Raw genomic sequence first — 23,098 nt, forward strand, 5'->3', positions numbered from 1 at the left:
TAAATAAAGCTGCCACTTAAAATTTAGTTTAAATATTTTTTGATTTGATCAAGTACTTGTTGGGTCTTTTCTGCATGTAACCAGTGCCCTGCATCTGCTACAACTTGAATTTTAGCTTTTGGAAATTGTTGTTCAATTGCTGCGAAATGTTCAGTTGTACTAATATATGCAGACTCTCCCCCTCGAATAAAGAGTGTTTCTTTGTCGCATGGTTGAATAGCATCCCAATGTAAAATATCAGAATAATGCTTAAATAAGGCATCGACATTAAAAAGCCACCGACCTTGAGCAAAAGATTTCATTAAAAATTGAATAACCATTTCTTCATGTAAATATTCACGCATGATTTGGCTTGCTTGTAGACGACTTTCAACTTTTGCATTTTGTACTGAAAATAATGCTTTAAAAATTTGATCATGGTGGTTTTGAGTGTATGCAAATGGTGCTATATCCAAGATAACCAATTGCTTAATTCTTTCACCTGCTTGATGAACCAATTGCATTGCAATTTTTCCACCCATTGAATGACCAATGACAGAAAATGTTTGAATATTGATGGAATCAAGCGTATCCAAAATATCTTGTGCCATTACAGCATAATTCATTTCATCTGAATGCGCTGAAAGCCCATGATTACGGACATCTATTTGAATGACAGAATGAGAGTTATAAAATTCGCGCGCAAGCATTGCTAAATTACTTAAACTCCCAAAAATACCATGAATAAATACAATAGGTGTTTTTTCGGTTGCTGTTTCATTGGAATGAATTTGATAATTTAGAAGCATAAATTTCTTTTAACAATTTAAGATTGATTTATATTTGATGATAATAGGAATTTAATCAATTGCCATTTTTTAAAAATATTATTTTGCTTAGGCTATTTTATAGCATGTTTAAAATACGATTCAAAATGTTTATAAAAAAATAGTTGGTTTATTTAATCAGCACCGTAATTTAACAAGTCAAATGAACAGCATCTCATTTCAAAAAAACCAGAAATATTGGTTATTTAAAATAATTGAATGGTAGTTTTAAATAACGAATTCCATTGCCTTCTGGTTCAGGGAATTTCCCTCCGTTCATATTAATCTGAATCGCAGGTAAAATCAGCTTAGGCATTGCAAGTGTGGCATCACGGCGATTACGCATTGCTACAAATTCAGCCTTTGTTGTTTGATCATTGATATGAATATTTGTGCTCTTCTGCGCTTGAATACGACTTTCACAGCGATATTGATGTCGACCTTCAGGTAAATAATCATGGCAAAGGAAAACACGAATATTATCAGCTAACTGATAAAGCATTTTTACCGAATCAAATAAAACTGAAGCACTACCCTTCGGAAAATCGCACCGTGCTGTTCCATAATCTGGCATAAATAAGGTATCACCGACAAATACAGCATCATCTATCACATAACTTAAACATGCAGGCGTATGCCCAGGCGTTGGTATGTTATATGCAATTAATTCACCAATTTTGAACTGTTCATGATCCTCAAATAAATAATCAAATGCTTGCTGGGCGTTAAAGTGCTTGATATCTAAATTATAAATTGAACTAAACGTCTCTTGTACAATGGCAATTTTTTTACTCATCGCAATTTGACCGCCTAAACGCTCTTTTAAATATTGTGATGCAGTTAAATGATCAGCATGGACATGCGTTTCTAAAATCCATTCTACGCTTAGGCTATTTTCTTGAATATAATTCACAATTAAATCAGCATTTGTGGTTTTCGTTGTTGCAGATGCAGCATCATAATCTAAAACACTATCGATAATGGCGCATTTTCCGCTGATAGGGTCAGCTACAACATAACTAAAGGTATTGGTCTGCTCATCAAAAAAATGTTGTACCTGTGGATGTTGTGTCATGAATTTCTTCCTGCCCATTTATGATGAATCAATAAACCTGCGAACATCGCGATAATAAAGTAAATTGCCTGATAGTAGCCTAGGCCAATTAAAGTTAAACTCGGTGCTGGGCAAATCCCCGCAATCCCCCAACCGATTCCAAAAATCGAACTCCCAATCAGCAGTTTAGAATCAATTGTATTGTTTTTAGGTAAATCAATCGCATCACCATATAATGTTTTTGGCGCACGATGACGTACTACTTTTTGAAATGGAATAAATGCGACAGCAATCGCCCCTAGCATCACAAATGCAAGACTTGGATCCCACTGACCGAATATATCAAGGAAATTTAATACTTTTTCTGGATTAGACATACCTGAAAGAATTAAACCAATTGAAAATAATCCACCAAATACAAAAGCCAATATATTTTTCATTTTAGAACGCTCCAATGATATGACGAATGAGATAAACAGTAACAAATCCAGCAAACATAAAAGTCAGGGTTGCAATCATTGAACGCTTAGAAAGTCGACTTATTCCACAAATACCATGTCCGCTGGTACATCCAGAACCCATACGCGTACCAAAACCGACCAATAATCCTGCAACAATCATCATTAGTGGGCTTGCATTAAGTTCAATATTTGGCGTTTGTACCATGCCATAAAAAAATGGCACTACAAATAAGCCCAATAAAAACCACAGTGCAGGCGTCTTAAATATCGTTTGCAAATTTAAGACTTGAGCAATTAAACCACTGACCCCTGCTATACGACCATTTACATATAAATAGCCCACGACAGAGAGACCTAAAAGTGTTCCACCTAGAAATGCGAGTAGGAAGTCGTGCATGATAGAGCGCTCCAAAACAATATACTTTTATATAATGTATTTTAAAATATATCAAGTGCCGTAACTTTATGGATCATAGATTGAGAAGTTTATTTTATTGACATCTTGTGGGAGTTTGGTTGAGTTTACTCGTTGGAAAGGAGCTATATTAGCCAACTGTTTTATACTTAAATTATTTTAATATGTACGCGGCATATACAATATAAAGTATGGTTAAATTTTGTTTAATCTATGGAAGACCTTTTAGAGATCCAGACTGATGCCACTGACTAAGTCGCCTAATACATCAATTAAATCACTGCCTAATTCTGCTAAATCAAATATATCTAATCCTGAAGTAATTTCTGTATTGTTATTTTTGTCTTGTTGCTCTTGCTCAACCTCTTTTACATCAAGATCATCAATAATTTCTATCTTTTCAGAAAACTGAATGTTTGTCATTTTATTTAAACCTTAGTTATTGATTTCGTAGTTATTATTTAATTTTATGAACTACATTTTATAATATACACAATGTTGTTTGCTTTTAAAGATGATTTTTAAAAATCCTTTATTCTGCTGTGAAATCTTTAAGTACTTTTTCTGCAAACCACCACGGTAAATGTAGAACATCAGGATTCATTTTCAAGGTTTCTGCTGATTGAATCTCGGCAATAAATGCAGCTTTTTCGCCATTTGAAGAATTATCAAATAAATACGCTCGATCACTGGCATCTACTGCTTGCATTAATAAATCCATACTACGGTAATAGCGTTCTACAATCTTCTTTTCAGGTACAGGATGACCGCCCACACTCACTCGATACTGAACTCGAGCAATATTAATCAGCGGATCGACAGTCGATACATAATACAAATAAGTTTTAAAGCCTTGGCGCTGCGCCTCTTGTAGAAACTCTACTTTAGAAATATGTGACATCACTGTTTCAAAAGTAAAACTAATCTTTAAGCGTAAAAATTCTAAGCGAATATAATCAATGATACGCGCACAGAGATAAGAATCTATTTCTGAGCTAGCGAATTGAATGTTGTAGTCATCCAATAAAATAGGATCGAGTTTCAGTAAAGGAATGAAATTGCCAATTTGAGGACGCTTTTTTTGCTTTAAAAAATCCATCAAATCTTGTGCTTTTAACGCAGAATGATAAACCATCAAATTTAATTGATGAGTCGTATTCAACATTTGTTCTAATTCATCAGCATTTAAATAAGCCCCAATATGATGGGGCAATAAATATTCTTTGACTGTGCTTTTTCCAGACCCATTAGGACCAGCAAACATTCTTATTCTTGGTTGAGGCATTAAATTATACAGCAGCCTCTTGTTTTTTCTTACGTTTTAATACTTTAGGAAGATGATCAAGCGTGACATAGCATTGAGATAAGTCTTGAAGAACAGTCTCAACCCCATTCACTTCACGTTGTACCAGTTGCTGCTCTTTTGCGTAAACGACGGTCGCAACCGAACATGCTTTATTAAAAGCATGACGAAAGGCATGTATAGCAAGTTTAGGAATCATATCATCCTCATATTTGCTTGCCTTCATAAGGCTGTAATAAGCTGTCATAGAACAACTCCCGTTACACAATTTATATTTCCATCTTATATTAACATAGTACAAATAATTGTCTATTTATACACCAACATAGAAATGTAACCGCTGACTGGATAAATTCGCCATTTAATCATGTTGTTTCAGTAAAAACCGTGAGATCTAACTCCTATTCTAAAAAAAGAAAAGCCACTAATCTAGTGGCTAAAAATAAAGAACTATCTAAAAAAATTAACCTCAGTACACTCTGGAAAGTATCTAGACCAAAATTTTAGACTTAATCTTCTTTCCAAACATCTTCGTAATCTTCACGGTCAATCATAAAACGAAAACCTTCTGCCAAAGCTAAGTACGGTAGCACTTCAGGTAAAATGTCCTGTAACTCTCGAACAGTCATGGTTTGGAAAAAATCCTCGCCCGCTTCAAGTTCCCCACCATAAATAAACCAAGCAACATTTTCTTCTGTTTCAGGCTTTTTACGAATACCAACAATCGGTTCTTGATTTAATGTCTCTACAGCAACTGCAACAACATCATCACCACTCACTTTAATATAGGCAGAATCAAACTCCTCACACAATAACTTTTGTTCTGCGATGAGTTCTTCTAAAGGAGATTTCTGGATCATTGCTTATACCTTGCTACATAGAGCTGAATGCTGCATTTTATCCTAGATTATAAATGTGTTGGCAATCTTTTTATTTGCATGGTTTTTTGCTAGTCTTGAAAAAGTTACAAATTCAAGACTAAAAATGAAAGTAGAAGATTCAGGCATAATAGAACATCAACACGGCGGTAAGCGCAAAAATGCAGGACGCAAAACTCACTACCAAGAAAAAACAGTGGTTATGCGTGTGCCAGAGTCCAAAGTTTTAGAAATAAAAGCATGGTTAAAGCCAACACCTGAAGATGATCTGAGTCAGAAAATTGAGCTGCAAGCAATTCGAAATCAAACAGCATTAAATATTCCTTATCCAGCTATTGCCGATGATTATTCCTTTACAGACCAAGATTACACAGAAGACTTTATCGATTTAAATGAATATTTGGTACATAACCCATTAAGTACATTTGTATTGCGGGTGAGTTCACTGTCTATGAAAAATGCAGGTATAGACCTAGATGATCAAATTCTTATTGATCGTAGCTTAACCGCAGGACACGGCGATATTGTTCTGGCATTAATTCATAATGAATTTACCGTAAAACGGCTGATGAAAGAAAAACAGCAGCGTGCCCCAACCAAGATGTGGTTAAAAGCAGAAAACCCTGATTACCCTGATATTTATTTACGCGATGAAGAACAATTAATTATTTGGGGCGTTGTAACCTGTATTTTAAAAAAACTGAGATAATGAAATTGTATGAATAAAATTCGTCTTTTGAGTGTTGATGCCGATTAGGTTGTTTGGACTACTATTTTGCCGCATTGTTTAGCGATGCTCAGTTAGCAAGCCATACCCCATTTTATAGTCTATTGATTCTCTCTCAGTAAACACCCCATCTACTCTCGAGATGCGATTAACTGTAACTACTCAAGCCTATACGACTTTAAAGATCTTCAATTATACCTTCTTGATTATTCGAATCATCAGCTAAGCACTTTGTTAGTGCTTTAACTCCCCTTTTTTGAAAAAGTTACAAATTCAAGAAGCCAAAAATAGAAAGATCATACTTGAATTTAAGCAATATTCATTTCTGTACAAAGCAATAGCCATCTATCTCACACAATAATAAAGACGCTTCTACCTACCTGAGTAACAACGCCAAAAGCTGAGAAATAGATATGACGGTTTCTTTTGACTGAATTAAAAAAGTTTTTAAATGAATTGATCGTAAAATCAGCGAACAATTGCCCAATAATGAACTTTATAATCGCGATAACATAACTTTTGCCAATGAACATCATCTCATGCAATCGTTTTCGATCACCATGTGCATGCTATTCATGAACTAAAAGGTCAATCCATTATTCGTCAAGATAGCCATATTCCGTCAAAAGAATCCTTTCATCTAGACCTTTTACTTTTATTTTGCATACAAAGCTGATTATAAAATAAACCTGCATTTTCATATAAACAGCGCATATTTAGCATTTAATCGTACAACAATCACTTTTTGCATATGTCGATATTTCTTTAGAAAAAAATACTAAATTCCCCACTATAAAGACAGTATTTCTTACCCCTTAAAACTTAAATATCCAGCGTATAACGCACATGAATCAAACCCTAAAAAACTACAATAACCATATGTTTTATTTTAAAAAATTAAAAATTATTTACCATAAAGGTTATATCTTTACTCTTTAACCTAAGCAACCAGAACGACACAATGCTCATGACTTATACTAGACATGAAAACGTCGCCCATAGCATAATGACTGAATAAAAGCTGATTAAAATAAAATAGGACTTTGTCTTAAATTGCATATAAGTATTTACCACAACAACTATCAACTATGGAAAATGACGCAATAAGATCAATTGCTACCGACTGACAAGACATTCAAACCTTTGATAACTGAGTAATAGCTGTTACACAATTTACATGAACTGTTTTGGTCAATTCGGTTTAGAATATAAAAACAAAGAATAATCATAAAAATTGTCATTTTTTAACATTGCCATTTCCTTGCAAAGTTCTCAATATATAGCGCTGATATGACACATATCCTCCACTTCATTTTAACGAAATTATAAAAAAAATGTAGGATTTTGTGCCATAATGAGGCAACTTTGCAGACATCTTGCAAAGTATTACTGCAACTTAGAAATGGAGCAAGCTGAATGAGTTCGAGCATTTTAGTCATTCACGGACCGAATCTTAATTTATTAGGTAAGCGTGAACCTGAAGTTTATGGACATCTCACTCTTGAGGACATAAATCAGCAACTCATTACACAAGCTCAAAAATCATCTATTTCATTAGACACTTTCCAAAGTAATTGGGAAGGTGCAATTGTTGACCGAATTCATCAAGCCGGACAACACGGCGTGCAATTTATCATTATTAATCCAGCAGCACTGACACATACGTCTGTTGCAATACGCGATGCCCTTCTTGGTGTAGCAATACCATTTATTGAAGTTCATTTGTCTAATGTTCATGCTCGTGAAGCATTTAGACATCATTCATATCTATCCGATAAAGCTGTTGGCGTAATTTGCGGTTTAGGTGCAAAAGGTTATTCCGCTGCACTCGATTATGCCATCGAAAAAATTCAACCTACTACGCAATCATAATTAGGAATACTGTCTCATGGATATTCGTAAAATCAAGAAACTCATCGACCTGATGATTGAATCTGACTTACAAGCGATAGAAGTTAAAGAAGGTGATCAATCCATCGCATTAACTCGTCGTAATCCTGTGGTTGCGGCAGGTGTTCAAGCCATGCCTACGGCTGTTGCAGCTCCTGTAGCTAAAACGCCGCGTGGCGCTGTAGAAACTTCACCGATGGTCGGTGTGTTCTATTCTGCACAAAGCCCAGGTGAAGCACCATTTGTTAAAGTGGGTCAAACCATTTCTGCGGGTGAAACTTTAGGCATCATTGAAGCCATGAAAATCATGAATCCAATTGAAGCAACCCAAAGCGGTGTTGTTGAAGAAATTTTAGTGAAAAATGGTGAAGTGATTCAATTCGGTCAAGCACTTTTCCGCTATCGCGCGTAAAACCACGGGGATTTATAATGTTGCAAAAGGTATTAATTGCAAACCGGGGTGAAATCGCTTTACGCATTACCCGAGCTTGCAAAACTTTAGGAATTAAAACCGTTGGTATTTATTCCGATGCCGATAAAGACCTCATGCACCTTCGTTTTGTTGATGAAGCAGTATGTATTGGTCCGGGTGCAAGTAGTGAAAGCTATTTAAACATCCCAGCAATTATTACTGCTGCTGAAATCACTGGTGCAGATGCAATCCATCCAGGTTATGGGTTCTTGTCTGAAAATGCTGAATTTGCGGAAATTGTAGAAAGCTCAGGCTTTATCTTCATTGGCCCTCGCCCTGAACACATTCGCTTAATGGGGAACAAAGTTTCTGCCATTACAGCAATGCGTAAAGCGGGTGTTCCAACTGTTCCGGGTTCAGCGCATGCCGTAACAATCCACAATGCATTGGCTGAAGCAAAAGAAATTGGCTTCCCGCTGATTGTCAAAGCCGCTTCAGGTGGTGGTGGTCGTGGTATGCGTATTGTTGAACGTGTTGATACATTACTTGAATCAGTTCAAGCAGCACAGCGTGATGCGGAAATGTGGTTTGGTGATGACACCGTCTACATGGAACGCTTCCTACAAAAACCACGCCATGTAGAAGTTCAGATTCTAGCGGATGGTAATGGTCATGCCATTCACTTATTTGATCGTGACTGCTCTTTACAACGTCGTCATCAAAAAGTACTTGAAGAAGCACCAGCACCGGGCCTACCTGAACAAGCACGTGCTGATATTTTAGAAGCTTGTGTAAATGCATGTAAACTAATGCAATACCGTGGTGCAGGCACATTCGAATTCTTATTTGAAGATGATGAATTCTTCTTTATTGAAATGAATACGCGTGTTCAAGTTGAGCATCCAGTCACTGAAATGGTCACTGGTATCGATATTATCGAGCAACAGCTTCTAATTGCAGGTGGTCTTGGTCTTAATATTCAACAAGAAGATGTTGAATGTAATGGTCATGCTATGGAATGCCGTATCAATGCAGAAGATCCAACGACCTTCTTACCATCACCAGGTAAAATTGAACACTTCTATACACCGGGCGGTGCAGGTATTCGTTTAGACTCGCATATCTATCAAGGCTATAGTATTCCACCTTACTATGACTCAATGATTGCTAAACTCATTGCCCATGGTAAAGACCGCAAAACATGTATTGCGCGGATGAAACAAGCATTAGAAGAAATGATCTTGACTGGAATTAAGACCAACATTCCTTTGCATAAAGATCTGATTTTAGAAGATGAAAATTTCTGTTCTCAAGCAATGGATATTCATTATCTAGAAAAACATTTGCTTCAGAAATTAGAAGGTCATGTTAAAGAAGGATCTTAACGTTACCTTCTTTGCTATAAAAAACCGCTCTTTAAGAGCGGTTTTTTATATGCTTATAGCAACTAAGGTAAAATACGGCGTAATGTAGCAAAACATTGATCTGCTTTTTCACTACTACAAAAATTAATGGTTGATGGATTTTTCCACTGCACGAAATATTGAGAAATTTCACCTGTTTGGTCTTCGTTATAACCAGAACAATCAACTTCATTGTTATCGTATTTTACTTGTAATATCAAAGCTGGCAACGCGCTACGTTCTTCTTGTGATGATTGATAGTCATAAATACCCGATGACCATTCTTGCCCACTCTTGATCACCACATTGTTATTACTTTTAAAATTATAATATTCAATACATTTCTTATTATTCGCTATTTGCATGCCCCACAAACCAACAATTTCGGGACGCGTTACAATACGAATAGGATTCGAATCTTCAACTCGATCCATTTCTTCTGTTGCAACAACTGCTTTGTTCTCATTTGCCATCACTACAGATGAGCACAATATGAGAAAAATCGTAAGATATGTTTTTTTCATACATCATAAGTTCAATGATAAAATTTCTAAATACAACTTAGCATATTTTTATGAAAACCCAGTATTTATCAACCATATTACAACAATATATTTATGTTTCAGTCATGCCTTTAAATCGATTTTAGTCTGTGCTGGGCAAAGGAAATTTTAGCGCAATACGTCCATGAATTTATTATTTTCAACTCAAAATTAAATTCAAAAAAATATCAAAACCAGATATAAAAATTCAAGCAATTGCTATACGAATTCGAGTCGCTGCTGAATCAGTACCATTATTAAATCAACCATGCTGATGAAGCCATCTACAATCAAAGGCCTTATAAGGTTCATCCGATCTGTCTTGCTTCTTCATATCAAATCGCTTACAACAACAGAGACTTATATTAAAAAAAACAAGGGCTAGTAATGCAACTTTCTGAATATCTAAAATATGATGGGCTAGGATTGGCCGAATTGGTGGCAAACAAAGAAGTTTCAGCTTCAGAATTACTGAATTTGGCATTGCAACGTGCCGCAAATACCAATCCCCAATTAAATGCCATTATTATTCCCATGCATGACTATGCAGAGCAAAGAACCAAACAACAATTAACGGGACCTTTTGCTGGTGTACCCTTTTTAGTGAAAGACTTATTTCAAGAATATGCAGGTTATCCCACTTCATATGGTTGTAAAGGCTTAAAACGAATTAATCATATTGCTGAACAGAATTCTGAAATTGTTAATCGCTGGGAAAATACGGGGATTGTGACCTTTGGTCGAACCAATACACCAGAATTTGGTATTAAAGGAATTACTGAACCAGATGCTTGGGGAACGTGTCATAACCCTTGGAATTTAAGACACAATAGTGGTGGATCTTCAGGTGGATCGGCTTCCGCAGTTGCGGGAGGTATTGTTCCTATTGCTGGCGCTGGAGATGGCGGTGGTTCTATTCGTATTCCTGCATCGTACTGTGGTTTATTTGGATTAAAACCGAGCCGTGGCCGTACGCCTTGGGGCCCACAAATGAGTGAAGCAATGCATGGAGCCGCAGTTCAACATGTACTGACCAAAACAGTTCGAGATAGCGCTGCCATGCTTGATGCAACACACGGCGCAGAGCATAGTTCCTTGTTTAAAATTGAACCTCCTCAAAGTCGCTATTTAGAAATCATTCAACAGCCATCTAAACCATTAAAAATTGCTTTTAGTACCCACTCACCTATCGGTACGCCTATTTCCAAAGATGCAATTGCAGCAGTTCAACATACAGCAAAATTATTAGAGTCATTAGGACATACTGTGGTGGAAGATACACCTGCAATTGATGGTATGGCGTTAGCCAAAGATTTTATTACCACGTGGTTCAGTCAATTTTCCTATGTTCTTGAAAAAATCAAACAACAACATCAGGCGAAGAATAGTGATTTTGAGCTGGATTCATTGGCACTTGCAGCATTCGGAAAACAAACGACTGCTCTAGAATATATTCACAATCTCAACAATTGGGGCGTGTATGCGACGAAAATGAATCATTTTTTTGATCAATATGATTTGTATTTAACGCCAGCAACCGCTTCTGTTGCACCTAAAAACGGTGAAATCAAATTACCTCACTGGCAAAAACCCATTTTGAAAAGTCTATTAAAATTAGGCAAGGCACATTTATTGGCCCAAGGGAAATTGGTAGATCGAATTGTAAAAGAAAATTTAACATGGGTTCCTTTTACACAATTGGCTAATATCACTGGTCTGCCAGCAATGTCTGTTCCACTGTACTGGAATGCAGACAACCTACCTTTGGGTTCGCAATTTATTGCACCTTTTGCCCGAGAAGACGTATTACTGCAATTGGCAGCTCAACTTGAACAAGCACAACCTTGGTTTAATCGTTATAGTCAAATTCAACTCTAAAAAATAGTCACACTATTTTATTACGTGATTCAGCTTTTTAGGCTTGTTGGATATGTTTTGGAAGCCAGCGAACAAACAACAAGCCTATGAAAGTTGCAAACCCAGCAATAATAAAGATCACCTCCCCAGAGATGAGTTGCCAATATCTGCCTGCTAAGATACTCCCCAAAGCGACACCTAAGCCCCACATCGTGCTATACATCGCTTGCCCACGCCCTTGTTGTCCTATTGAAAAATTTTGGAACACAACACGCATGGCAATCATATGAAATAAGCCAAAACTAAAAGCATGAATGGTTTGTGCTAAAAACTGGGCAACAAATGAGTTCGGCAATAGTCCAACAATCATCCATCTGATGCCAGTCAACACCAAACAAAGACTCACTAAATAACACCAAGAGAATCGGGTTAAAAAAACATGTGCAAAAGCGAACATGATAATTTCAGCAACCACCCCAACCGACCACAAAAAACCGATTTCAGTGGTGCTAAAGCCAACTTGGTGTAAATAGTTACTATAGAAACTATAAAATGGCGCGTGAGAAAATAATAAAACAAATTCAATTGCAAAAAATGCAGCAACAACAGGTCGTTTTAAGATCGGCAACAATGGTTCTAATTGTTGCTGCGAATGAGGTGCCGCAGTCGGTTCTTTAATCGTAAAAGACCAAATGAATGCCAAAAATGCAATACATAGCAACATAATAGGCAGCATCGAAATTGGCACGATTTCAAGTAAAGCCCCTATGCCAAAAACAGCAACAATAAAACCGATAGAACCCCATTTCCGGACTTTTCCATAAAATTGGGTACGTTTTTCAGCCAACCAAAATAAAGTCACCCCTTCAAATTGCGCTAAAATAGCATTTTGAAAAAAGCTAAAAATAAGCATCAGTAATGCAACCGATTGAAATGTATTTGGAATGAGAAAAATCATGAACCAAATACAAGCTTCAACCCAAGTCGCAATACGTACCAACAACATTCTTTTGCCAGATTTATCCGCTATCCAACCCCAAATAAATGGCGCAAAAAAACGTGTCACAATGGCTATAGAAGATAAAAGCCCTATTTCTTGATAATTAAAACCTTGATCTTCTAGATAAAGACTCCAAAATGGCATGAAGCTTCCTACTATCGAGTAGTAGAAAAAGTAGAATCCACTTAGTTTGTGTTGGATAGGTAGGGAGAGCATAAGGTTGTAATCAGTTGTATTTTCAAAGAGTTAATAAAATAAAGAGTTGTATAGGTTTGTACTCAAAAGTACTCATTTGCAGTTCAACTGTATACAAAAATCTAAAAATAAATTTTCGAAAATTTGTAGACTGCACTTTGAAACATTAATTTTTCGTAAGTTTATGATTAAATTTTGCGAAAGTAAAAAGCTCTGACTTAGAGAGCTTTTTGTTTTGGCCACATTTCGATATTCTGTTATGCAAGCTTCGAGTAGTTCTGAATATGTTGATAAGCTTGCAAATAGTAAAGAAGTTGAGTAAATGGCAGATAAAGTGATTGAAGCAAATTGGAAGTATTTTATTAAGAAAAAATTGGGTTCTGAAATTTAAGAGAAACTAATAATAACCATGAAATTTTGATTAAATAGTAAGCGTGAAACGTGAAAAATCACAAAGTTGCCGCCCTGTTACTCTGTGATTCAGGGCGGCAACTTTCAATATACTGATTTTAAAAGACAAAACAATGGCATTTCGTATAAGGTGTATTAGGTTAATTTTAGAAAATCTTAATCTTTAACCAATATAATCTTCAGTTGATATCACTTGAGCATAAGCAAACTCAAAAGCGGCCATTAATGTTGCATGGACATGGCCAGCAGGTACTTTGATGCCATTAAATTCTAGATCTAGCGTTGCACAAGCATCATAAATAACTTTTACTTTATAACCAAAATCAGCAGCAGCACGAACAGCAGCGTCAACACACATATGGCTCATAGCACCTATCACGACTAACTCAGTCACTTCATTGGTATCTAAAATTTCTTTGAGATTCGTATTTAAGAACGCGTTGATGTGATTTTTAATGACCACAGTTTCATCTGTTTGTGGCTTAACTGTATCCTGAAATTCAATACCGTTTGAGCCGGGTTCGAATATAGGAGATTCAGCATTAGCAATATGTTGGACATGAATCACTTGAGTACCCTCTTGACGGGCCTTAGCAATCACTTTCACTGCATTAGCAGCAGCCTGTTCAATACTTACCAATGGTAATTTACCTGTAGGTAGATATTCATTTTGTAAGTCGATAACTAATAAAGCTGATTTTGACATGTCATTTCCTTTATTTAACTAATATTCATTTGTTCTGACTTTTTTAAAACAGAATTAAAAAAAAGAGTTTTTAGCCATAAATTAACTAACAGCTGGAAGTGGTGTTAATTGTCTTAAAATATCCGCCTTATCAAAATGAGCTCTTTTTTCAAGAATCTTTCCATCTTTGATTTTAAGTAACATCATTAGAGAAAATCGAACACGATTCCCTGTTGGTTCAATACCCATAAGCTTTGCTGAATGAGATCCATCAAAAACCATAAATACGGCAACATGATTATCTTCTGCGAACATCTTCTCAACAGTAAATTTGAATCCATTAAAAGCATCAAAATTTGCTTTTTCAGACACAATAAAACCATCTGTACCATGAATAGGAGTATCTAGTTGTAAATAAAAGATGAAATCTTCATTGCATAATTGTGCTGCACTTTCATAGTCTTCATTTTGTAAATAATCGTAGAATTTCTGTGCTAAAGCTTTATTGTTCATGGCTTCAGTATTCATTGTTTGTACCTTACAATATATTGGATAACATAGAATTCACTCATCTTTTTTAGAAAAATGAATACTATGCTGTCCTAAAAGTGAATTTGAATGCATGTAATTAAAAAGAAAGTGTTTCACCATCTATTGGAATTAACACTTTGTCTTGAATGCCTTTTGTTTTTATATATTCTAAAAGCTGAGCACGTGTTACAGACATATGGTTAATCGCATCCATATGTACGGCAACAATTTTAGCATTAGGTGCTTTTTGAACAGCTCGATACGTATCTTCTTTGCCCATAATGATGGAATCATCAGAACCTTGCAGCAGTGCCTTTCCTGTATTCAATACAATGACATTAGGATTAAATTTTTCGATCGCCTGATCAACTTCAGGGTGCCAAATTGTATCTCCAGCAACATAAATTGTTTCATGTCCTGTCGCTTCAAACACCATCCCCATAGCTTCACCTAAAAGAGCCTTTAGCTCGGGGTTGCTATACATTTTATCCGTACCGTGTTGACCACCAATTTTAGTTAACTTAACGCCTTGGAAAGTCGTTTGAGTTAAGATGCGGACATCTTTAAAACCCTGTGATTGAATCGTTTTTTGATCTTGTTTGTTTTGTACAAAAACAGGCATATTCTTCGGAATAGTGGCTTGCGCTGCATCATCCCAATGATCTAAGTGAGTATGCGTAATAATAATCGCATCTACGCCTTCGAGAATCGTTTCTGGTTGAATCGGTAGATCTACCAGTGGGTTACGTAAATAACTACGATATGTATTCGGGAAGCCTTCATAAAAGCCCTTTTTAGCAAACATTGGATCAACTAAAAAAGTGGTGTCTGCATAAGTAACTTTGATCGTTGCATTACGAATTTCTTGTATATGCGTCACTTTAGATGTGTCTCGTTGAATATTTTCATTTGCATATACATTCAATGAACCTGCTGCTATAGATAAAGCAATCAGAGAGCGACTTAGAATTTTTTTCATATCAAATACCGAATGATTTACTGATATTAGAATTATGATAAGAATTAGAATATAGAAACACTGTCCTTAAGGACAACCATCGAAACTATTAGGACAAAATGCTATATTCACTATTTTAGAGAGGTAGATTGAATGGCTATACCGGTCATTGGATTGTTCATTTATCCCAATATAAATCCATTTCACTTCTCGATTCCTCACATTATCTTCAATATTAAAATTGAGGATAAGCTCTTATTTGACCTTAAAATATTTTCTATAGATGGTCAGCCTGTGAAAACAGACCAATCCATCATGATTATTCCTGATGGTGGAATCGAACTTATGAAAGAGTCCGATCTCATCATTATTCCTGGATGGGATGATTTTAATCGCAAGCCTGAACAGTTACTTATTCAGGAGCTAAATTGGGCATATCAAACTGGAATTAGGATAGTAGGATTATGCTATGGGACTTATGCATTAGCATACGCAGGTTTACTCGACCATAAAAAAGCAGCTACACACTGGATGGCTGAACAAGATTTTAGTGAAAGATTTCCACAAGTTCATCTCGATCGTGATGCCCTCTATGTTGAAGACCAAAGAGTCGTAACCTCAGCTGGAACGGGCGCAGCATTGGATTGCTGTCTGTATTTAGTACGTGAAATTTATAATGCACAAATTGCAAATAAAGTATCTAGAGTAATGGTGATTCCACCTCATCGTGAAGGTGGACAAGCTCAGTTTATTGAACAACCTGTAGCAAAATCGAGTCAAGATGCCCAAATTAATCTCTTACTTGATTTTTTAAGAAAGAATTTAGCTCTACAACATAATATTGAAGACTTAGCTGAACGGGTAAATATGACACGTAGGACGTTCACACGACATTTTAAGAAAGCGACAGGAATGACGTTAGTAAATTGGCTGAATACTGAAAGAATCAGGTTAAGTTGTGAACTTTTAGAAACCACAAACTTGTCTATCGAAAAAATAACTGAGCTTTCAGGATTTAATAATACTGTGTCTTTTAGAAAAAATTTCCGTGAAAAATATGGTACTAGTCCTCAAGCATGGAGAAAATCTTTTGGAATCACTAGTAACAATACTCAGCCTTATTTAACATAATGGCGCTTATACGAAGTTAACATTGTAAGCCCCAAATAGAAATGTCCAGTTTCTCCAAAGTAAAAATGTCCGCTTTTAGAATATATGCTTTTGCGATTTTCTTAGCGGACGGTTTGATATGTTGGTGTCTATGTCGGATAAAGAACTTAAACGATTGTCGGTCTTGCAGGAAATCTGCGATCAACGCATAACTCAATCCCAAGCTGCTCAGCTACTTCATATTTCAGAACGTCAGATCAGACGCTTACTGCAAAAATACAAAGCTCAAGGCTCAGCGGCATTAGCACATGCTGCACGTGGCCAAACCAGCAATTCCAAACTTCCTGAAGCACTCAGATTAAAGTGCCTTAATATGGTCGCTGAGCAATTCCATGGTTTCGGACCGACTTTAGCCCATGAAAAGCTGACCAGCGTTCATGGATTCGATCTTTCAGTGGAAACCCTGCGTTCCTGGATGATTGCAGCCGATTTATGGATTCCTCGCTCTAAGCGCCTAAAACGCCCGTATCAGCCTCGATATAACCGGGATTGCCTGGGTGAACTGATCCAAATTGATGGTTCACACCATGACTGGTTCGAAGGACGTGCTGCTAAATGCTGTCTACTGGTATTTATTGATGATGCCACAGGAAAATTGCAGCATTTACGCTTCTGTGAGTCAGAATCAGCCTTTGACTATATGATCTCGACACGCTTGTATGTCGAACAGCACGGTAAACCGTTGGCGTTTTACAGAGACAAACATTCAGTCTTTAGGGTGAATCAAAGCAGCAAGAAAGACACCAAGATTACGCAGTTTGGACGCGTACTCAGTACCCTCAATATCGATATCATCTTCGCTAACTCACCCCAGGCCAAAGGTCGTGTAGAACGTGCCAACAGAACCCTTCAGGACCGTCTGATCAAGGAAATGCGCCTCGAAGGTATCAGTTCGATTGCAGATGCGAATAAGTGGTTGCCCTGTTTTATCGAGCAGTTTAATCGTAAATTTGCCAAGATGGCTTTTAATCCCAAGGATCTACACCGGACTGTCACTGAAACAGCTGAGGAATTAGATGATATTTTTACCTGGCGTGAACCCCGCAGAGTCACGAATAGCTTGACCATTACTTATGATAAATGCGTATATCTCCTGGAGAATACAGAAGCTAATCGGTAAGTATCTTGAGTTTCTAGAATACCCGGATGGTACTGTAGCCATCATGCATCAAGGTAGAAAGATCAATTACAGCATCTTCGATAAATTAAGTCAGCTCAACCAGCGAGAGATCGTTGAGAATAAACGTTTAGGTGCTGTTCTCAATCATATTCAGCAACAACATGAAGAATTGGAACAGCAAAACAAACGTAATCGCTCTCAAAAGATGCCAAGCAGACGTGCACAGAAAACAGCAATCAAAGAACGAAATATGAATCCTGTGCTTGACTTGGAAATGTCCATATAGGACATTTCTATTTGGTTATTAGGTAGGACATTTCTACTTGGGAATAACAGCTTATGTTAGAACCCAATTAAAGTGTCTATATTCTCACCAATAAAAATGTCTGGTCTATGGTGGTTTTTATCACCATGGACTGGATATAATTTTAAGAAGCTCATCTCTATGTTTACAAATAACATGTTTAACATTGTGTATAACAATACGTTCTGGTAATAAAATGGTGAAATAAGAATGTTTAGATTACTTTTAACTGCTGACTCAAACATAGAAATAGGAGTTGGTGATGCATCGATGATAATAGCACCAAATGATTTTTATAAGTTTATGGAAGGATAGGAATATGGCGAGGGTATAAAGCATTTAGCCATTTTTTATATATGTCGTGATCCTGAATTAAAATTTAAACAACGGATTCGATATACGAAAAAAGACCAAGCATTGTGTATAGATATTATGCTTGATTATAATCAATTTGTAGCAATGAGCATGCAACAACGTGTTTTTACAATGTGTGAGAAATTGCTTGAAAAAATTCCACCTATTTTAAAAAATATAAATTTTCTGATTTTGATATAAATAAATTAATAGATAACTTTACGTATTGGTTTAAGCAAAATAAGCTTAGGTAATCCACAATACGTGAAACAAGTCTCTTTAATTACAAAAAATGATAGTTTAAGCAATAGATGTCAGAAGATAATTAATTATTATAGATATTTTTTAATTACTTTATATTTATATTGGGGATTCTATTATGCGTAAAAATATTCTATTAGGGTTTGTATCCTTATTCTTCCTAACTCCCATCTTTATTAGCAATACATATGCATCTGAAGATCAACTATCTACTTTAATCTTAAAAATTAATACCAAATCAAACAATAATGGTGAAGTTAACCTTCTAGAAAATAAGTTCCTAGGGCGCGCTAGCTGGAAAATAAAATGTCAATATAAGGTATTTGAGGACATAAAAGCATGTGTTATGAGTAAAGGGCCTATTTCTATTTTGAATGTTAATAATCAATATGTTGTAAATATTGGCGAAAAGCATCTAAAAGATAATCCGGCATTTATTCATATAGATAACAAAGAGATCCTCCAAGAGCGTGAAGGATTGTTTAGAAATGGCTCCGAACTTATTAAACAATTAAAACATGGGAATTACGCTTATACACGCTTCCAAAATAGTAAAAAACAACTTATTGAAAATAAAATTCCGTTGGTTGGCTTTACTGATGCATTTAACGATATGGAGGCACAATTTCTAAAACTAAGTAATGATAAAAATTATAGTCTCTAATCATTAAATTATTTCAGTTCTAATAAATTATAAAAATTAATATTAGAACTGAAATAAAAAGCTACTGAAATTCAATTTTTCATGCAATACCAAAGCCAAATTCGCAGAAAAACTACTGTGGTCAAGATAGAAATAATGCCTTTTCTCTAGCTCGACGATTCACCAGTCCTTGCATCCGCTTCCCACCAGCATTTATCCATACATCAAACTGATCTGCTGCTCCACGAATATCACCTGCATTAAGCTTTTTAACCAATGTTGATTTATTAAATGCACCTGTACCGATGTTATAAGCCAGTGAAACAAGTGCATCGAATTGATTTTGATTCAATGGAATATTTACAGCACCATTCACAGCTTGTTCAAATTTCTTTAAATCGTGAGCCATATATAATTTGGCTTGGTCAAGTGTGCAAGTATCACCTTTTTTGACTTTGATGCCATTTGGGTAAATGGTTGTACCAAAACCAATCGTCCAGACTCCCACACCATCATCATCATAAGCTGCAAGTCGCTTACCTTCAAAATCGCAGATTAGGTCAACACCTTGGTTACTCACCGACATTTCATCTACAGCAATACCTAGCATGTTGGCAACCATAGAGCCTGTCGTATTCGCAATGACCTGATTCGCTGCATTCACCTGTTTTTGAGTGAGTTTCCCACCACTAATTTTTCGTAAGAAATCAAATATTACTTGCATCACCCACCCCACTTGTTTGCATTTTTCTTTAAACACTCTTCGATGAACGTACTTCCCAATATACATCTACTTTTGTAATAATGATTTTCTTTATTGTATGTACTTCTATCACTAAGTTTGAAGCTTGTTTAGAGATAATGAAAACAGTTAACTTTTCTCTTTTTTGATAGAATCATCATCATAGCCCACATCTATTGATGTAAAGACATACAGGACACTAATAGTTCTTGATCGAGTTAAAGTCAGCCTAAACTTAAGTCTTTAGAATATCTAAAATTAAACTCTCTGATGGATTTTATTTTCAATTAAATGAGTTACTAATTGAGTCATATATTGATAGGTAAATAAATGAGAATGAAACTTTACCAGCCCTTCTAATCCTAAAGTTAGACCTATAAATTGCCAAGCCATATCATCAAGATTTTCATGATGATTATTTAACGGCGCCGATTCCAATATTTTTTTTATAGACTTATGCCATTCTTCAATTGCTATTGAAAAAACTTTATTAAATTCAGGACTAGTTTGGCTGTTTTGTTCAGCATCATTCCACAATCGAACGTAAGGTAATTCATCTTCCGATTCAGTAAAACCGAGAGCCAAAAGTATTTTTTCAGTTAAACTTAAATTATCATCTATTTCACTGATATCTAAATTTTTATAAATGAGCTGCATAAATACTTCACACTTTAATTCTTGAATAGTTTTAAAGTGATGATGAATAAGCCCTACAGACAAAGAAGCTTTTTGAGCCAAATTACGTACTGTCAATGTATTCAAACCATCATCTAATGCGATTGTCATAGCAACATCTAAGATCTGTTTTTTTCTTTCCGTTTTACTTAAGTAGCTCATTTTCTAACACAGTCATTCACAACATGATCAGCATATACAAGTTGCGTAAAAAATCAAAAAATAGTATAAAGTTGAACACGTGTTCAACTTTATACTATTTTTATGTTTTTACATCCCAAATGGTTCATTTTAGCCATTGTCGTTGGGCTTTATCTTCCTGTGGCTATTGATGCAACTGTACTTCATATCGCTGTACCTACATTAAGCCAAGAATTAAAAGCAGGCACATCACAACTATTATGGATTATTGATATTTATCCATTGTTGATGGCTGGGCTTATTTTAGTAATGGGTGCCTTAGGCGATAAAGTTGGTTATCGAAAACTCATGCTTATGGGCAGTATCATCTTTGGTATGGCCTCGGTGCTAGCAGCACTCTCACCTACAGCAAATTTTTTAATTTTCTCAAGAGCTATATTGGCCTTAGGTGCATCAATGATTATGCCTGCAACTTTAGCTTGTCTACGCCATACATTCATGGATGAAAAAGAACGAAATTTTGCTCTAGGAATGTGGGTTATGGCTGGAGGGGCTGGTGCCGCTTTCGGACCTCTAGTCGGTGGGTTACTATTAGAATACTTCTATTGGGGATCAGTGTTTCTGATTAATGTTCCTATTGTCTTGGTTGTCACTGTATGTATTTTAAAGTATCTACCTAAACAAAATTTTATACATGAAAAAAAATTAAATATATTAGATGCGCTAATACTTATAACAGCCATTCTTTTAGTAATTTACAGTTTAAAAGCCGGCTTAAAAGAATTTGATCCTCAATTCATTCTTCTTGGGCTTATAGGGATTGTACTCGGTTTTTTATTTGTAAAAAGGCAGATTAAAAGTGATCAACCACTATTTGATCTTAAGCTATTCACATCGAAATCCGTGAAATATGGTTTCACCATTTCAGTTGTTGCTATGATTGCACTGGTAGGATTTGAGTTACTTATTTCCCAAAAACTACAATATGTGTATCAATTTAGTCCATTAGAAGCTGGTCTATATATTTTACCGTTTATGATTGCAGTCAGTGTGGGTGGCGTGATTAGTACACCTCTTCTAAATAAGTTTGGAGCTAAAAAAGTTGCTGTATTTAGCTTAATACTAAGTTCTGTATCTATGTATTTTTTATCAGTTGTTAATTTTGAAACTGAATACTTATTTTCAGCTTTTTGTATGATCTTATTAGGGCTAAGTATCCTATGTGCCTTTTTAGCAGCTACATCCGCAATTTTATCAGGAGCACCTATTGAACAAGCATCATCGGCTGGTGCTATTGAAGGAATGTCCTATGAATTAGGAACCGGTTTGGGTGTAACAATTTTTGGTTTAATGGCATCTTTTTTCTACACAAAAAATGTAGATTTTTATCATTTTTTTAGTGCTGATCAACTAAAAATAGCTGAAAGTTCTATAGGAGGAACTTATCAAGTTCTTCCAAATTTATCGGCAAAAAGTGCAGATCTCATCATAAAATCAGCCAACTCAGCTTTTGTTATGGCTCATAGCTCTATTTTAATCTTTTCAAGTTTAATACTTTTGTTTCTTGCTATCTTTATCTGGATCTTTTGGAGGGAAAATTCCACCCAATCACTATCCATTTAACATAAATGGCGACTATACTAAGTAAATTTGCATATTAATTTAACTATCAACTACTTAATGAATTTCAACCAGCCTCAAAACAATAAAAGCCGACTCATAAACAAGTCGGCTTTTTTATGTACAATTCTAAAAATATCACCAATAAATTGACTAATATTCAACCTAAATAGCACATGGTTGTGATTTTTTAATGCACCCATTACTCAAATTACCCTCAATTTTTACAGATAACCCTTGGAATAAAATTCAAGCAACTTTGTACACTTTGGCGCACAAAAATTCCCGCTCTTTATGGATATACCATCCCAAACTTATTGCTTATCATGGGGACATATAGAGTAAGTTGCTTTTCATGTTCCAATTTTTCTGACAGCTGCTTAGGAATGCTATTAAATTTGCGCCGTGGAATAGATTGTCCTGTCGCCTTTTCTAAAGCGCCTTTAATCTTTTAAACATACGGCGTTTGATCTGTAATGGCCTTAAGGGTGATACTGCCCATAAAAAAGCCCTATTGTTGAATAGGGCTTTTTGGGTATT

General features: G+C 35.7%; 23 protein-coding genes and 1 pseudogene. 9 read left to right on the plus strand and 15 right to left on the minus strand.

From position 1 onward, the window contains the following. Positions 1-23: 23 nt before the first annotated feature. From B9T30_RS14860 to B9T30_RS14895, 8 genes are all read right to left on the minus strand, one after another. Positions 24-788: an alpha/beta fold hydrolase gene (locus tag B9T30_RS14860; protein WP_086185688.1), complete on the minus strand. Its 765-nt coding sequence runs from the start codon at positions 786-788 to the stop codon at positions 24-26. 220 nt (positions 789-1,008) lie between these two features. Beyond that, the gene (locus B9T30_RS14865; RefSeq protein ID WP_086185689.1) at positions 1,009-1,881 is read right to left on the minus strand and encodes an MBL fold metallo-hydrolase; all 873 of its coding nucleotides are present in this window, start codon (positions 1,879-1,881) and stop codon (positions 1,009-1,011) included. Further along, positions 1,878-2,300: a DUF6691 family protein gene (locus tag B9T30_RS14870; RefSeq protein WP_086185690.1), complete on the minus strand. Its 423-nt coding sequence runs from the start codon at positions 2,298-2,300 to the stop codon at positions 1,878-1,880. Before B9T30_RS14870 ends, B9T30_RS14865 begins: the two co-directional genes overlap by 4 nt. 1 nt (position 2,301) lies before the next feature. Continuing rightward, positions 2,302-2,718, minus strand: a complete 417-nt coding sequence (locus B9T30_RS14875; RefSeq protein ID WP_086185691.1) for a YeeE/YedE family protein — start codon at positions 2,716-2,718, stop codon at positions 2,302-2,304. A 243-nt stretch (positions 2,719-2,961) separates the two neighbouring features. Beyond that, positions 2,962-3,159 carry a hypothetical protein gene (locus B9T30_RS14880; RefSeq protein ID WP_086185692.1) on the minus strand — a complete coding sequence of 66 codons (198 nt, stop codon included), beginning with the start codon at positions 3,157-3,159 and terminating at the stop codon, positions 2,962-2,964. Positions 3,160-3,268: 109 nt separating this feature from the next. Continuing rightward, positions 3,269-4,021 carry a zeta toxin gene (locus B9T30_RS14885; protein WP_086185693.1) on the minus strand — a complete coding sequence of 251 codons (753 nt, stop codon included), beginning with the start codon at positions 4,019-4,021 and terminating at the stop codon, positions 3,269-3,271. Positions 4,022-4,025: 4 nt separating this feature from the next. Next, a complete protein-coding gene (locus tag B9T30_RS14890) occupies positions 4,026-4,286 on the minus strand; it encodes a hypothetical protein (RefSeq protein ID WP_086185694.1) in 261 nt (86 codons plus the stop codon). A gap of 262 nt (positions 4,287-4,548) precedes the next feature. Then, a complete protein-coding gene (locus tag B9T30_RS14895; protein WP_086185695.1) occupies positions 4,549-4,899 on the minus strand; it encodes a hypothetical protein in 351 nt (116 codons plus the stop codon). Positions 4,900-5,023: 124 nt separating this feature from the next. On the opposite strand from B9T30_RS14895, the gene B9T30_RS14900 reads away from it, so the two are divergent. The 4 genes from B9T30_RS14900 to accC all read left to right on the plus strand — a co-directional run bounded on the left by B9T30_RS14900 (position 5,024) and on the right by accC (position 9,331). Continuing rightward, positions 5,024-5,626, plus strand: a complete 603-nt coding sequence (locus tag B9T30_RS14900; RefSeq protein WP_086185723.1) for a LexA family protein — start codon at positions 5,024-5,026, stop codon at positions 5,624-5,626. Positions 5,627-7,060: 1,434 nt separating this feature from the next. Next, the gene (gene aroQ, locus B9T30_RS14910; RefSeq protein WP_086185697.1) at positions 7,061-7,516 is read left to right on the plus strand and encodes a type II 3-dehydroquinate dehydratase; all 456 of its coding nucleotides are present in this window, start codon (positions 7,061-7,063) and stop codon (positions 7,514-7,516) included. A 16-nt stretch (positions 7,517-7,532) separates the two neighbouring features. Further along, positions 7,533-7,946, plus strand: coding sequence for an acetyl-CoA carboxylase biotin carboxyl carrier protein (locus B9T30_RS14915; RefSeq protein ID WP_086166703.1), 414 nt, complete (start codon positions 7,533-7,535; stop codon positions 7,944-7,946). 17 nt (positions 7,947-7,963) lie between these two features. Continuing rightward, positions 7,964-9,331 carry an acetyl-CoA carboxylase biotin carboxylase subunit gene (gene accC / locus B9T30_RS14920; RefSeq protein WP_086166702.1) on the plus strand — a complete coding sequence of 456 codons (1,368 nt, stop codon included), beginning with the start codon at positions 7,964-7,966 and terminating at the stop codon, positions 9,329-9,331. A 62-nt stretch (positions 9,332-9,393) separates the two neighbouring features. On the opposite strand, the gene B9T30_RS14925 is transcribed toward accC, so the two are convergent. After that, the gene (locus tag B9T30_RS14925) at positions 9,394-9,822 is read right to left on the minus strand and encodes a hypothetical protein (protein WP_413772576.1); all 429 of its coding nucleotides are present in this window, start codon (positions 9,820-9,822) and stop codon (positions 9,394-9,396) included. 456 nt (positions 9,823-10,278) lie between these two features. Between B9T30_RS14925 and B9T30_RS14930 the strand changes: the two genes are divergently transcribed. After that, a complete protein-coding gene (locus B9T30_RS14930; protein WP_086185698.1) occupies positions 10,279-11,769 on the plus strand; it encodes an amidase in 1,491 nt (496 codons plus the stop codon). 37 nt (positions 11,770-11,806) lie between these two features. On the opposite strand, the gene B9T30_RS14935 is transcribed toward B9T30_RS14930, so the two are convergent. The 4 genes from B9T30_RS14935 to B9T30_RS14950 form a co-directional block, all read right to left on the minus strand. Further along, a complete protein-coding gene (locus B9T30_RS14935; protein WP_086185699.1) occupies positions 11,807-12,964 on the minus strand; it encodes an MFS transporter in 1,158 nt (385 codons plus the stop codon). 553 nt (positions 12,965-13,517) lie between these two features. Next, the gene (locus tag B9T30_RS14940) at positions 13,518-14,060 is read right to left on the minus strand and encodes a cysteine hydrolase family protein (RefSeq protein WP_086185700.1); all 543 of its coding nucleotides are present in this window, start codon (positions 14,058-14,060) and stop codon (positions 13,518-13,520) included. Positions 14,061-14,141: 81 nt separating this feature from the next. Then, positions 14,142-14,567 carry an ester cyclase gene (locus B9T30_RS14945; RefSeq protein ID WP_086185701.1) on the minus strand — a complete coding sequence of 142 codons (426 nt, stop codon included), beginning with the start codon at positions 14,565-14,567 and terminating at the stop codon, positions 14,142-14,144. A gap of 100 nt (positions 14,568-14,667) precedes the next feature. Beyond that, a complete protein-coding gene (locus B9T30_RS14950) occupies positions 14,668-15,549 on the minus strand; it encodes an MBL fold metallo-hydrolase (RefSeq protein WP_086185702.1) in 882 nt (293 codons plus the stop codon). Between the two features lie 132 nt (positions 15,550-15,681). Here B9T30_RS14950 and B9T30_RS14955 point away from each other — a divergent pair, with 132 nt between their 5' ends. The 3 genes and pseudogenes from B9T30_RS14955 (at position 15,682) to B9T30_RS14975 (ending at position 19,401) form a co-directional block, all read left to right on the plus strand. Next, positions 15,682-16,659, plus strand: a complete 978-nt coding sequence (locus B9T30_RS14955) for a GlxA family transcriptional regulator (protein WP_086185703.1) — start codon at positions 15,682-15,684, stop codon at positions 16,657-16,659. 130 nt (positions 16,660-16,789) lie between these two features. Then, positions 16,790-18,104 (plus strand): annotated as a pseudogene (locus B9T30_RS14965) (ISNCY family transposase). A 751-nt stretch (positions 18,105-18,855) separates the two neighbouring features. Next, positions 18,856-19,401: a hypothetical protein gene (locus tag B9T30_RS14975; protein WP_086185705.1), complete on the plus strand. Its 546-nt coding sequence runs from the start codon at positions 18,856-18,858 to the stop codon at positions 19,399-19,401. Positions 19,402-19,522: 121 nt separating this feature from the next. Here B9T30_RS14975 and B9T30_RS14980 read toward each other — a convergent pair whose 3' ends face one another. Together B9T30_RS14980 and B9T30_RS14985 are read right to left on the minus strand one after the other, a co-directional pair. After that, positions 19,523-20,104 carry a lysozyme gene (locus B9T30_RS14980; protein WP_086185706.1) on the minus strand — a complete coding sequence of 194 codons (582 nt, stop codon included), beginning with the start codon at positions 20,102-20,104 and terminating at the stop codon, positions 19,523-19,525. A gap of 276 nt (positions 20,105-20,380) precedes the next feature. Next, a complete protein-coding gene (locus B9T30_RS14985) occupies positions 20,381-20,959 on the minus strand; it encodes a TetR family transcriptional regulator (protein ID WP_086185707.1) in 579 nt (192 codons plus the stop codon). Between the two features lie 102 nt (positions 20,960-21,061). On the opposite strand from B9T30_RS14985, the gene B9T30_RS14990 reads away from it, so the two are divergent. Continuing rightward, the gene (locus B9T30_RS14990) at positions 21,062-22,561 is read left to right on the plus strand and encodes an MFS transporter (protein ID WP_086185708.1); all 1,500 of its coding nucleotides are present in this window, start codon (positions 21,062-21,064) and stop codon (positions 22,559-22,561) included. The last annotated feature ends 537 nt before the right edge of the window (positions 22,562-23,098 follow it).

The sequence above is a fragment of the Acinetobacter sp. ANC 4973 genome (assembly GCF_002135275.1).
In the GTDB taxonomy this organism is placed as follows: domain Bacteria; phylum Pseudomonadota; class Gammaproteobacteria; order Pseudomonadales; family Moraxellaceae; genus Acinetobacter; species Acinetobacter kyonggiensis.